The organism is Xanthomonas sp. NCPPB 1067 (assembly GCF_020783795.1).
GTDB lineage: Bacteria > Pseudomonadota > Gammaproteobacteria > Xanthomonadales > Xanthomonadaceae > Xanthomonas > Xanthomonas melonis.
Map to the genome: position 1 here is coordinate 146,680 of NZ_JAJGQG010000002.1, position 12,586 is coordinate 159,265.

The following is a 12,586-nucleotide window of genomic DNA, read 5'->3' on the forward strand; positions in this document are numbered from 1 at the left end:
GCGTTTGACGTGTGGTCTTATTGTTCGTGTCGATTCCTCTGTGCGGCCAGGAGAAAGCCCAGGTCTCGCAGGCTTGGGCTTGTCATGCGCGTGCAACGCGCGGTTGGCGTCAGCGCTGAATGTCGCCTGTGGTGGACCCGGCACCCGGGCCCGCCCCCAGATCCGCGCCGGTGACACGATCCAGTTCAGGGTTGGACAGCAAGCGCAGCGACATCGCGTCCAATGCCGCGGCCTGGGTCTTATCCAGTGCCACCGTGGCCGAACCGTCTCCGCCATCCACTGCCGCCTGCTGCTCGCGGTCCGCGACGACCTCCCACTGCTCCCCGGCATTCCATGGGCCGACCATGTCGCCCTCGCCTTGCGAGGTGTTGTAGTAGGTGTCGGTAAAACGTGGGTCGCCCGGCAGTTTGCCCGGCGGAAAGTTGGGCTCGATGGAATACAACGCCTTTTCGAACGACTTCTGATGCGCAACCTCGCGTGTCATCAAAAAGCGTAGCGCATCCACGATCCCGGGATCGTCGGTGACCGTGATCAGGCGCTCATAGACGAGCTTGGCACGGGCTTCGGCAGCAATATTGGAACGCATGTCGGCTGTCGGGCAGCCGATGCTGTCCACGTAGGCTGCCGTCCACGGTACACCGCTGGAATTGACCAGTGCCGGCCCGCCGCCATACAGGATCTGCTGTGTGTGACTGGTGCTGTTTTGCGTCATCGAACGCATTGCCATCGCCTCTTCCATGCCTTCGGATAACACCGCCTTCGGCCCCTTGTTCAGCATGGCAATGATGGAGCCGATGATTTCCAGGTGGCTCAGTTCTTCGGTGGCGATATCGAACAGCAGATCCTTGCGGCCCGGATCGTCCTCACCCAGCGCCTGAGTGAAGTAGCGCATCGCAGCGGCGAGTTCGCCCTGCGGTCCGCCGAATTGCTCGAGCATCAGCGTGGCCAGATCCGGATTCGGCTGGGCGACGCGGACGGTGTACATCAACTGCTTGTTGTGCATGAACATGGGGGTGCTCCATGGCTGGCGCCCGGCAACTACGACCACTCAGGGAGCGCGCAGCAACGTGGGGCCTTGGCTGTTTGAATGCGTCCGCAGGGGCGGACAACGCGGGACGCTGGGCGTCCCGCGCAGATGGGTCAGGCCGCCTTGCTGGCCTTGGATGCCTTCTGGTTACCGCCCTGCTCGGCAAGCAGGGTCAGTTTTTCATCGGTTGCCTTTTCTTCTTCCAGCGTGGCCAGCAACAGCGGCAACGCATCGGCGTAACCCAGCTGCTTGGCGATCGCGGCGATGGTGCCGTAGGAGGCGATCTCGTAGTGTTCCACCTTCTGCGCGCCGCCAATCAACGCCGCATCGCGCACCGGGCCGGCCTCGATTTCCTCGATGACCTCACGGCTTTCTTCGACCAGGCCTTCCATCGCCGCGCACTTGATACGTTTGAGCTTGATGCCGAGCAGATCGACCACCTGATCGATGCGTTCGATCTGGCCTTGGGTCTCTTCCAGATGAGTCTCGAACGCCTGCTTCAGCTTTGGCTCGGTCGCAGCGCGGGCCAGTCGCGGCAACGACTTGGTGAGCTGCTTCTCGGCACTGTAGATGTCCGACAATTCGTGGATGAACAGTTCTTCGACGGTGTTGATCGCCATGGATGACTCCTTTGATGGTGATGGAGGGATGACACGCTGTGGCGCATGCCGTCGACGCCTGGATGACACAAACCGATCGCGTGACTGCAACCACATCGCAATCTGTCGCAGTGGAGCCAGGTGTCGTCGGGGCGATACCACGTGACCGCTACGCTAGCGGCGCGAGTGTTAGCGGGATTGGTGGATACGGTGATCCAGATGCGATGACGGCCTGTGCCATAAGGTGACGCGAGCGGCAGGATGTCGTCCGAGCAAACCCACCACGATGGTCATCGCTGCTCGCATGTCGCCGTCATCGCGCCACTTACCGACCTAGATGCGTTACAAGCAGTTGCCAAACCAACCTGCGAGGCTCGACATGACGCCGCTGGACAAACCGCTACGCCGCGAGTTGCGCATCGGCGCGCAGACCTACACTTTGCGCATCGATCCGCAAGGCTTGAAGTTGGTCGAGAAGGGGCGACGCAAGGGCGTGTATCTGCGTTGGGACGAGCTGGTCAACGGCGATGCAGCGATGGCCCGCGCGTTGCAGGCGTCGTTGCAGGACGGCTGAACTCAAGTGCCAGGCGCGGTTGGCAAACCACTGCACTCACCGCCAGGCGGGTGCGCGCGGTGCCCGGTGCAGCATGTGCAACGCGTCATCCTTCGGGGTCGGGAATACCGTCCGCACCCGCCGCAGGACTGCTCGCCACGGTCTGCTGGTCCTCGGAGGCTCAGGCTCAGGCTTGGGGAAACAGCCGTGCCAGCTCGCGCACGGCCGCTTCGGTGGCGGCGCGGTCGGGCCTGCCATCGGGGTTGTCGAAGTCGTTGGCGCCTTGCGCCTGCACCAGCAGTCCGTCGCGCCGCGGCACCACATTGAGGTTGTGCCCACGCCAGACCAGCCCGTAGGTGACCTCCGGTTGCGGGATCAGGCGTGCAGTCTGTCCGCGTACCGGGATCACGCTTTCGTCGCCCAGCAGGGCGCGCGCACCGTAGCCGGTTGCGTTGACCAGGACCTTCTCGCGTACATCGCCGAACTGGCGCGGATGTTCGAAATGGCGGGTCTGCAACTCGCCGCCGGCCTGCAGGAAATCCTGCAACAACAGTCGCGCATAGGCACTGATGTTGAAGGTCAGCTGGCTATAGCGGCGCACGAACGGTACCGGGAAGGGATGGCCGCCCGCGGCGACAGGGCGCGAGCGCGGCCCCAGATCGCGCAGCAGCGTGCTTTCCAATGCAGGGTAGTCCGGCTCGTGCGCTTCGGCCGAGGTGACCGGCTGATCGAACGGCACGTCGGACAATACATAGCCATCGCGCCATTCGATCGGCTCGCCGGGCAGGCCGAGCAGGGTCTGGTAGCGACGAAACGAGATCCGCGCCATCGCCTCCCAACGCGTCTTGAAGTCGGCGCTGGCGTATGCGCTGGTGCACACGCGCGAGTCCGGCGACCACACCCCGGTGGCATAGAAGGAACGCACGTCCGGAAGCCGCTCGCGTGCATAGATACGCACGCGCAGGCCGGCACGCTGCGCGGCCAGGGCGGTGGTCAGCCCGATCGCGCCGCAGCCGATCACCGCCAGCTCCCGGATGTCGCCATCGGCCGCACGCACCAGCTGCAGTGCGAGTTCTGCGGCGCCCCACGACAACGACCAGCCGCTGCCGCCGTGTCCATAGTTGTGCACCACGGTCTTGCGCCCGATGCGTTCGGCCTCGATGCGCGGGCCTTGCGCGCGAAACGGCCGCGTGCAGCCATCGATGGCGATGATGCGATCGACCGAGGCGCGCATCGGCATCAGCGGCGGTGCGGCTGCGAACCGCGTGGGCAACGCATCCGGCCCAGGAGCAGCGGGTAAGGGTGCGGAAGGCGCGGCGCCCGTCTTGCTGGTAGCCGCCCAACTGCCAGTGGAAGCGGTCGCGAGCGCAAGCCCAGCGCTGTGCAGGAAACGACGTCGGTGCATGCGACTTCCGGATGATGGTGGGTGGCAGGGCAGTCGTCGGGCGGTGGCACGATGACGCTACCGCGCGATGGTAACGCCTCGAGGTGCTACACGGCCGCGCTGGCCAAGCCTGCGCCACGCGGTGGCAGGCGATCACGCCCGCGGGTCTGTCGGTCAGCCCGGCTTCGTCCGCTGAATCCGGCATTTGAACGCGCTCTGGCAGCCATTCGTCGCCTTGGGGGTTTCGCTGCCACGCGTGCCGGCTATGCTCGCTGCGGTCCCACTCAACGAGTCATCTGTCCGTGTCCGCCAGCGTCTTTCTGATCGTGCGTGTCGTGTTCGCCTGGGCTGCCGCGTTGGTGGTGGCGGGAATCATGTGGGCACAGCTGTTCGGTTCGACCGGCACGTTCTTCGGACTGGCGTGCATGGTGCTGCTGACGCTTGCCTTGATGAGCGCGATCACCCATGTGCGGCGCGTACGCCTGATCGCCGGGCGGTTGGACCACGACACCTTGTCCACCCGCCAACGCCGTCAGATCGAAGTGCCGTTGGAGGCGCGGGCCAGTTTTGCGGTGGTGGAAGAGGCCCTGCGCGCGCTGCCGCGCGTGCAGGACATCGAGTGCGCGCCGGGCAGTCTGCTGATCCGCGCCCGCGTGCGCCGCATCGACCCATACGAAGGTCGCAAGCCCTCGCGCTGGAATCTGTTCGCGCGCTTCGCCATCACCCACAACCAGGTGCTGGTGACGATCACGCCGGGGCAGGGCACCAGCAGCGTCACGGTCTTGTGCGAGCCCGATGCTGGCGCATGGGTGGACCTGTTCGCGGTGGACGAGGGCAGCAACTACGAAAACGCCGAGGCGATCAACCGCGCGGTGGTGCGACGGGTCGGCGAGCTGCGCCGCGACGAGCAGGCGGCGGTCGAACAGTCGGTGATGGAGAAGGAACTGGCGGTGGCGCGGCTGAATCTGCTGCATGCCCAGGTCGAGCCGCATTTCCTCTACAACACGCTGGCCAGCGCACAGGTATTGGCACGTACCGATCCGCCACGCGCCGACCTCATGCTCGGGCACCTGATCGACTACCTGCGCCGCTCGCTGCCCAGCGCCGACGATGCCACCTCCACTCTCGGCGAGGAGCTCGAACGTACGCAGGCCTACCTGGAAATCCTGCGCATCCGCATGGGCACACGGCTGGCATTGCAGATGGAAGTGCCTTACGAACTGCGCAGCCTGCAGCTGCCGTCGATGATGCTGCAGACCCTGGTGGAGAACGCCATCAAGCACGGGCTGGAACCCAAGCCCGGCGGCGGAACGGTGTGGATCCTGGCGCGCCGTGTCGATGGCCACGCCACGCTGACCGTGGCCGACGATGGCCAGGGCTTCAACGCGCACAGCCACGGCACCGGCATCGGTCTGAAGAACCTGCGCGAGCGTCTGCAACTGATCTACGCCGGCCAGGCGAATTTTGCCATCGTCTCCAATTTTCCCAGCGGCGTGGCCGCCACGATCACGTTGCCGTTGCCGGCATCGCTGCTCGATCCGGCGCGACAACCGCCCCCGTTGCCCGAGGTCGCCGCGGCACCCGTGCAGGTGCAGGCATGAGCGCCTTGCGTGCGGTGATCGCCGAAGACGAGGCGTTGCTGCGGCAGTCGCTACTGGCACTGCTGGCCGAGGTCTGCCCGCAGCTGCAGGTGGTGGGCGAATGCGAAGACGGCGCCAGCGCACTGGAGGCCATCGCCATCCAGCAGCCGGATGTGGTGTTCCTGGATATCCGCATGCCCGGCCTGACCGGGATCGAGGTGGCGCGTGCGCTGCGCGAGGTGAGCCCGCGCACCCAGGTGGTGTTCGTCACCGCCTACGACCAGTACGCCATCGACGCATTCGAACATGGCGCGGTGGACTATCTGCTCAAGCCGATCGAACGCAAGCGCCTGCAGGCCACCTGGCAGCGTGTACAGCAGCGCGCCGCCGCCGGCCAGCCCGATGGCGGCCTGCTGGAAGCCTTGCTGCAACGCCTGTCCGCTCGGCCGACGGCCAGCGACGCACCGCCGCCGCTGGCATGGCTCACCGCCAGCAGTGGGCGCGAGACCCGCCTGATCGCGCTGGAGGAGGTGGCCTACTTCCAGGCCGATCAGAAATACACCACGGTGATGACCGCTGCCGGCGAAGCCGTCCTGCGCACGCCGCTGCGCGAGCTGCTAGACGCGCTCGATCCGCAGGTGTTCAAGCAGATCCACCGCTCGACCATCGTCAACATGAAGGCGGTGGCCTCGGTCGTCCGCGACGACACCGGCAAGGGCCGGCTGCACCTGCGCGGCCGCAGCGAGACGCTCACCGTCAGCCAGCCCTTCATGAGCCTGTTCCGCGGCATGTAACTCCCCAATCGCATCGACTTGAAAGGACTGTCTCCATGCGCCTGCTCGCCTCCCTGGTGTACTGCCTGCTTGCCCTGGCCGGCTGCCACGAACGCACCGGCACCACCTCGATCACCCGTGCCATCAGCGATGGCCGCGATGTGATCTTCAGCAAGACCCTGGTCACCGCCACCGAAACCAACGTGCATTGCCTGGCCAGCAGCAGCGGCCAGTGCCACTACCTGGTGTACGAGGACCAGTGTTCTGCCGCTGCCGCCGGCAGCGCGTCAGCACCGGGCTGCGCGCGCAGAACGCTGGAGCGCTTTGCCCTGTCGCCTGGCCAGATCCGCGCCTTGCGCGGTGTGCCGGCGAAGGCGCATACCTGCGTGGATGCCACCGCGCCCGCCGCCGATTGCCACGGTTGATGCCCGGCACGCGCGTTTGGCGGTGCGATGCACTGCCGCACCACTGTCCACCGCACTCCCGGGAAGGATAGCGGGGCGACCAGTCGTCGCCATCCGCGTCGCGCCATCGGGCAACATGCGCTTGGCATGGCGCGCGTGGTTGCCGGCGCCGGCCGCGGTAGACGACCACACACCTGAATACGCACTGACGACAAGCGGCCGCTTCTGCGATGATTGTCGGCTTGTGCCGGTTCACGGCGCCATCACCTTCAGGCTCTTCATGTCCGAACACTCGTTGCGCCGCGACGTCGGCCCCTTTGCGCTCATGCTGACCGGCCTGGGCTCGATCATCGGTTCCGGCTGGCTGTTCGGCGCCTGGCGCGCCGCCGGCCTGGCCGGCCCCGGCGCCATCTGGGCGTGGGTGCTGGGTGCGGCGATCATCACCACCATCGCGCTGTCCTACGCCGAGCTCGGCGCCATGTTTCCCGAGTCCGGTGGCATGGTGCGTTACAGCCACTATTCGCACGGCTCGCTGGTGGGCTTCATTGCCGGCTGGGCCAACTGGATCGCCATCGTCTCGGTGATCCCGGTCGAGGCAGAGGCCTCGGTGCAGTACATGGCCTCCTGGCCCTGGGCCTGGGCGCAGGGCCTGTACGTACAGGCGCCTGGCGGGGCAGGCGAGCTGTCGGTGCCCGGCCTGCTGATCTCGGCGGTGCTGGTGCTGGTGTATTTCTTCCTGAACTTCTGGAGCGTGAAGCTGTTCGCACGCTCCAACACCTTGATCACCGTGTTCAAGCTGGTGGTGCCGGCCGCCACCGGGGTGGCACTGATCGCCAGCGGTTTCCACAGCGACAACTTCAGCGTCGGCATCCATGGCGATGCGCACGTGCTCGACCTGGCCGCGGTGCTGACTGCCGTGGCCACCGCCGGCATCGTGTTCAGCTTCAACGGCTTCCAGAGTCCGGTGAACCTGGCCGGCGAAGCGCGTAACCCCGGGCGCAGCATTCCGTTCGCGGTGCTGGGCTCGATTGCGTTGGCCACCCTGGTCTATGTGATCCTGCAGGTGGCCTACATCGGCGCGGTGCCGCCGGATCTGCTGGCCAAGGCCGGCTGGCATGGCATCGATTTCCGCTCGCCGTTCGCCGAGCTGGCCATCATCGTCAACCTGCACTGGCTGGCGATGCTGCTGTACATCGATGCGTTCGTCAGCCCCAGCGGCACCGGCATCACCTATACCGCCACCACCGCGCGCATGGTCTACGGCATGGAAAAGAACGGCACCATGCCAGCAGTGCTGGGCAAGCTGCACCCGGTGTGGGGCGTGCCGCGCATGGCGATGTACTTCAACCTGGCGGTGTCGTTCGTGTTCCTGTTCTTCTTCCGCGGCTGGGGCACGCTGGCGGCGGTGATCTCGGTGGCCACCATCATTTCCTACCTCACCGGCCCGATCAGCGCGATGGCGCTGCGCCGGCATGCGCCGGAACTGCACCGCCCGCTGCGCATCGTCGCGCTGCCGGTACTGGCCGGCGTGGCCTTCGTGATGGCCACCGAGCTGCTGTACTGGGCGCGCTGGCCGCTGACCGGCGAGATCATCCTGCTGATGGTGGTGGCCTTGCCGGTGTACTGCTACTACCAGGCCAAGCAGGGCTGGCCGGACCTGCGCCGCAACCTCAAGGGTGCGGCCTGGATGATCTGCTACCTGCCCACCATCGCGCTGGTGTCCTGGGCCGGCAGTACCGACTTCGGTGGCCACGGCTATCTGAGCTATGGCACCGATCTGGTCGTGGTCGCCGTGGTGGGTGCGGTGTTCTACATCTGGGGCGTGCGCAGCGGCTGGCGTACTCCGTCGGTGGAGCAGGCGGTGGCGCGGGGCTGAGCGCTCTCCCCGGACCAGTGGGCGTCGTGATCGCGCGCGCTGGTCGCCTCCCGCATCGACGACGCAACCCGGTGGACGGAACCGCGCTGCAGCGCTGCCAAAGACGCACGCGCCCGCGGTACCGGAACCGGCCCGGAGCCAACCCGCCAAACGCACACGGCCGATGCACTGCATCGGCCGTGTGTCCATGTGCGGCAGCGGAGTCTCGGACGCCTCGCCGCCAACCCGCGGTGGGATCCGTGATGCGGCGGCTAGCCCGCGTTGGCCACCAGTCGCGGCGCACCGTCGAAACGATCGAGGTCGCGCAACAGCTCGGTGTAGCGACGCAGCCGGCCCATTTCGCGCATGTTGACGATGTCCTCGTGGCGCAGTTCGCGCTTGGAGGTCACTTCCTGCTTGTAGCGCAGCACCTCGGGATAGCGCCGCGTCATGTCCAGCGCATCGGCCACGCACTCGACCGAGTCGGCATCCGGCGTCACCCGCGCACGGCTGTTGAAGGCGCGCAGCCAGCGTTCGAAACCGGCGCTGTGATCGAACAGGTCGGCGATATACCACATGATGAACAGGATCGAGACCCACGAGGTGAAGATGATCACCACGCGGCTGAAGGTCAGGTGGTAGTCGTCCTGCCATAGCTGGTGGGTGATCACCCCCAGCAACACCAGTGAAATTGCCTGCCAGCCGATGATCGAGGCGATCACCCACTGCTTCTTTGCCACCTTGAGCAGGTTGACCTCCTCGTCGAGCTGTTCGTCGGTCCTGTCGCGCCAGTAGGCCACCTGCTCGTCGAAGGGGCGCCGATGGAGTGCATTGTCCTGCAATAGCAGGCCCAAACCCTGAAACAAAGCGATCATGACAAGCTCCTGACGGATGGCTGGTACGAACGACTTGCTGCACCGGCCGCGGCCGGTGCCCTGGAGCGACCGGCGCACGCCCTGGTCAAAGGGCACCCACGTCGGACGGTCTTAGTTCTAGCACTTTCGGTGTGCATGACAATGCCTGCGCCGGCAGCGCGAGGCTGCGATCGCGTGCACTGCCGCACAAATCGCTGAATTCAGGCGGTTTGTCGTTTGTGCTGACGCAAGACAGGCGCGAGGCCGGCGTGAACTTGCTGCACTGCACACCAGTCGTCGCGATGAAGCCCGCCCAGGCAGCTGACTGCCGGATGAGGCCGCGGCGTTGCATCGGCCGCGTGGGGCGGTCGCTGCGTATCATCGCGGCATGTCCGCCGTCTTCCGTACGCTGACCGCCCCCGCCGCCGAACGGATCCGCCGCTGGGTGCTGGATGCGTTCCCGCGTGGCCAGAGTGCCATCGACTACGACCAGCCACCGGGCGACCCCGGGCTGTTCGGACCGGACAGCGTCACCTGGCGCGTGCACTCCGAGTTTCCCGGCATGTTGTCCGGTGGATTGTGCGCATTGATGCTGCAGTTGCTGCATCCGCGCGCGCTGGCCGGCGTCTACGACCACTCCAATTTCCGCTCCGATCTGATCGGCCGGCTGCGGCGCACCACCGACTTCGTCGCCGGGACCAGCTACGCGCCGGTGGCCGAAGCCGAACGGCTGATCGCGCGCGTGCGGCGCATCCACGCCCAGGTCCGCGGCCACACCGCCGACGGCGTGGCGTACCAGGCCGACGATCCGGGCCTGCTGACCTGGGTGCACGTCACCGAGGCCTATGGCTTCCTGCAGGGATACCGGCGTTACTGTCGCGACGTGCCGACCGCCATTGCAGACCGCTACTACGACGAAGCGCGGCGCGTTGCCGAAGCCCTGGGCGCCGGCGACGTGCCTGCCAGCCAGGCCCAGGTGGATGCCTACTTCGCCGAGGTGCGGGCGACGCTGCGCATGGACGCCCGCTCGCGCGAGGTGCTGGACGTGCTCACCGGCATCCAGTTGCCGGTGCCTGCGGCCAGGTTGTCGCGCGGGGTGTTTCTGGGTGCCGGCATGGCCCTGCTGCCGCCCTGGGCCAGCCAGATGCTGGGTCGCAGCGCCGTGCAGCGCACGCAGGCGCAGGCATCGGCACGGGTGCTGCGCGGTCTGTCGCCGCTGTTTCGCATCGCGCTACGTGATGGCGTGTCGGCGCGTGCGTGCCGACGGATGCAGCTGCCGCCGGCCACGTTGCTGCGTTGGCCCGACGGATCGTGACGGGTGCGGGCGGCAGCGGCGGTGCGCACCGGGCGCGTGCCGCGGCGGGCGCGCATCCGGTGCGCGGACGCACCGCTACCAGATCCTGACCCGTTGCTCGGGCGCCAGGTATAGCTGCTGACCGGGTTCGACCCCGAACGCCGGATACCACGCATCCAGATTGCGCACGGTCTGCGCGCGGAAACGCCCCGGCGCATGGACGTCGGTGAGCAAGGCATTGCGCAGCGCTGCGTCGCGGTACTTGCCGCGCCAGGCCTGCGCGAAGCCGAGGAAGAAGCGCTGGTCCGGACTGAATCCATCGAGCGTCTGCGGCTGTTTGCCCTGCAGCGACAACCGGTAGGCGTCGTAGGCTGTGGCCAGGCCGGCCACGTCGGCGATGTTCTCGCCAAGGGTGAGCTTGCCGTTGACCGCCAGGTCGTCGAATGGCTTGTAGGCGCTGAACTGCGCCGCCAGCGCATCGCCGGCGGCCTCGAATCGCTTCAGGTCCTGCGGCGTCCACCAGTTATGCAGCTGACCGTGTTCGTCGAACTGCGCGCCCATGTTGTCGAAGCTATGGCTGATCTCATGGCCGATCACCGCGCCGATGGCGCCGTAGTTGACCGCATCGTCGGCGGCCGGGTCGAAGAACGGCGGCTGCAGGATGGCCGCGGGAAAGATCAGGCGATTTTCCAGCGGAACGTTCAGCGCGTTGACCTCCTGCGGCAGCATGTACCACTCGCGGTGGTCCACCGCCTTGCCGAGCTTGGCCAAGTTGCGACGGTACTCGAACAGCTCGGCACGTTCGGCGTTGCCCAGCGCGTCGTCGCGGCGCACCTCCAGCGCGCTGTAGTCGCGCCAGGTGTCCGGGTAGCCAACGGCCACCGTCAGTCCGGCGATCTTGGCCTTGGCATGCTGCTTGGTCTGCGGACTCATCCATTCCAGCGCGTCGATGCGTTGGCCGAATGCGGTGACGAGGTTCTTGACCATCTCCTCGGCCCGGGCCTTGGTGTGCGCGCTGACGTAGCGCTGCACGTAGCGCTTGCCCACCGCTTCACCCAATGCGGCATTGGTCGCATCGATGCCACGCTTCCAGCGCTGACGTTGCTCAGGCGTGCCCTGCAAGGCGGTGCCGTAGAACGCGAAGCGCGCGTCGGCGAATGCCTTGGACAGATAAGGCGAGGCACGATCCAGTGCCCGAAAGCGCAGATAGTCCTTCCAGGTCTGCAAGGGCTCCGATTGCACCAGCGCCGACAGCCCGATCAACGCCTGCGGCTGCCAGACGATGAAGTCCTGCTGCCCCTTCAGTCCGGCCGCATCGAAGAATGCGGTCCAGTCCAGACCGGGAGCGCGCTGGGCGAAATCGGCCTGTTTCCACGCATTCGCACCGGCCTGCACGTCGTTGGTCCGCTCGGTGGTGGCATGTACGCGCGCCATCGCGGTCTCCAGCGCGAGAATGCGGGCGGCCTGCGCCGGAGCATCATCGAACCCTGCCAGTTCCAGCACGGCGACGATGTGCGCCCGATACGCGTCGCGCAGCTGCGCCATGCGTCCGCCATCCAGGTAGAAACTACGGTCGGGCATCCCCAGGCCACCTTGCACCAGGTAGGGCGCATAGCGTCCGGGATGGTGCAGGTCCTGAGAGATCCACAGGCCGAACAGGCGGTCGGTGTAGAAATTGGTGGCGTTGAGCAGATCCACATCGGTGCGCAGTTGTGCGCCCAGCGTGCGTGCCAGCGCGTGGTGGTCCTGCAGCTGCGCGATGGCGTCCAGCTCCGGTTGTACCGGGCGCACCCCCTTGGCTTCGATGCTGGCCTCGTCCATGTAGGCGGCGTAGTAGTCGCCGATCTGCTTGTCTTCGCCGGTGACCCGATCGTTGGCGGCGGCGCCTTCGATGATGTCGCGGCTGTGTTGTTCGGTATCGATGGCGATGCCGACGAAGCTGTTGAAGCTGGCGCGGTCTTCGGGGATCTGCGTGTTGCGGATCCAGTGACCGCTGGCGTAGCGCACGAAGTCCTCGCCCGGCGCGACGCTGCGGTCCATCCCTGCCGCGTCGAAGCCGAAATCGCCGAGCCTGGGGGTGCTGGCCGCGGGTTTGGCGCGGTCATTGGCGGCGGGCGTTGCGCCATCGCGACGGCACGCCGCGGTGGCGCACAGCGCACAGAGCAATGCGGCGATCAGGACAGGTCGGTGTAGAGGGGGCATGCGGTGCGACTCGGAAACCGGAACGAGTGCGCCAGTGTAAGTGGCCTACGATTCCACGTCC

Annotated in this window: 11 protein-coding genes; 6 read left to right on the forward strand and 5 right to left on the reverse strand. The window is 66.5% G+C overall.

The genetic code is table 11. The features are described 5' to 3' along the window. Nucleotides 1-109 precede the first annotated feature (109 nt). Nucleotides 110-1,009 carry a manganese catalase family protein gene (locus LL962_RS02400; RefSeq protein ID WP_228315773.1) on the reverse strand — a complete coding sequence of 300 codons (900 nt, stop codon included), beginning with the start codon at nucleotides 1,007-1,009 and terminating at the stop codon, nucleotides 110-112. 131 nt (nucleotides 1,010-1,140) lie between these two features. Next, on the reverse strand, nucleotides 1,141-1,647 hold the full coding sequence (locus LL962_RS02405; RefSeq protein WP_104585280.1) for a YciE/YciF ferroxidase family protein: 507 nt from the start codon (nucleotides 1,645-1,647) through the stop codon (nucleotides 1,141-1,143). Between the two features lie 358 nt (nucleotides 1,648-2,005). Between LL962_RS02405 and LL962_RS02410 the strand changes: the two genes are divergently transcribed. Then, nucleotides 2,006-2,200, forward strand: coding sequence for a hypothetical protein (locus LL962_RS02410; RefSeq protein WP_228315774.1), 195 nt, complete (start codon nucleotides 2,006-2,008; stop codon nucleotides 2,198-2,200). A 166-nt stretch (nucleotides 2,201-2,366) separates the two neighbouring features. Here the strand turns inward: LL962_RS02410 and LL962_RS02415 are convergent, their stop codons facing one another. Further along, nucleotides 2,367-3,584, reverse strand: coding sequence for an FAD-dependent oxidoreductase (locus LL962_RS02415; RefSeq protein WP_228315775.1), 1,218 nt, complete (start codon nucleotides 3,582-3,584; stop codon nucleotides 2,367-2,369). A 281-nt stretch (nucleotides 3,585-3,865) separates the two neighbouring features. On the opposite strand from LL962_RS02415, the gene LL962_RS02420 reads away from it, so the two are divergent. The 4 genes from LL962_RS02420 to LL962_RS02435 all read left to right on the forward strand — a co-directional run bounded on the left by LL962_RS02420 (nucleotide 3,866) and on the right by LL962_RS02435 (nucleotide 8,196). Then, nucleotides 3,866-5,164, forward strand: a complete 1,299-nt coding sequence (locus LL962_RS02420) for a sensor histidine kinase (RefSeq protein WP_228315776.1) — start codon at nucleotides 3,866-3,868, stop codon at nucleotides 5,162-5,164. Next, nucleotides 5,161-5,937, forward strand: coding sequence for a LytR/AlgR family response regulator transcription factor (locus LL962_RS02425; protein ID WP_104585272.1), 777 nt, complete (start codon nucleotides 5,161-5,163; stop codon nucleotides 5,935-5,937). The genes LL962_RS02420 and LL962_RS02425 overlap by 4 nt, the downstream gene beginning before the upstream one ends. Nucleotides 5,938-5,972: 35 nt before the next feature. Beyond that, complete coding sequence (locus tag LL962_RS02430; protein ID WP_104585270.1) at nucleotides 5,973-6,341, forward strand: hypothetical protein; 369 nt, start codon at nucleotides 5,973-5,975, stop codon at nucleotides 6,339-6,341. Nucleotides 6,342-6,600: 259 nt separating this feature from the next. Continuing rightward, nucleotides 6,601-8,196 carry an APC family permease gene (locus LL962_RS02435; RefSeq protein WP_228315777.1) on the forward strand — a complete coding sequence of 532 codons (1,596 nt, stop codon included), beginning with the start codon at nucleotides 6,601-6,603 and terminating at the stop codon, nucleotides 8,194-8,196. Nucleotides 8,197-8,447: 251 nt separating this feature from the next. On the opposite strand, the gene LL962_RS02440 is transcribed toward LL962_RS02435, so the two are convergent. Then, entirely contained in the window at nucleotides 8,448-9,050 is a 603-nt protein-coding gene (locus LL962_RS02440; RefSeq protein WP_228315778.1) for a hypothetical protein, read from the reverse strand. Nucleotides 9,051-9,417: 367 nt separating this feature from the next. On the opposite strand from LL962_RS02440, the gene LL962_RS02445 reads away from it, so the two are divergent. Next, a complete protein-coding gene (locus LL962_RS02445) occupies nucleotides 9,418-10,344 on the forward strand; it encodes an oxygenase MpaB family protein (protein WP_104585266.1) in 927 nt (308 codons plus the stop codon). 75 nt (nucleotides 10,345-10,419) lie between these two features. On the opposite strand, the gene LL962_RS02450 is transcribed toward LL962_RS02445, so the two are convergent. After that, nucleotides 10,420-12,525: a M13 family metallopeptidase gene (locus tag LL962_RS02450; protein WP_425510019.1), complete on the reverse strand. Its 2,106-nt coding sequence runs from the start codon at nucleotides 12,523-12,525 to the stop codon at nucleotides 10,420-10,422. Nucleotides 12,526-12,586: the final 61 nt, after the last annotated feature.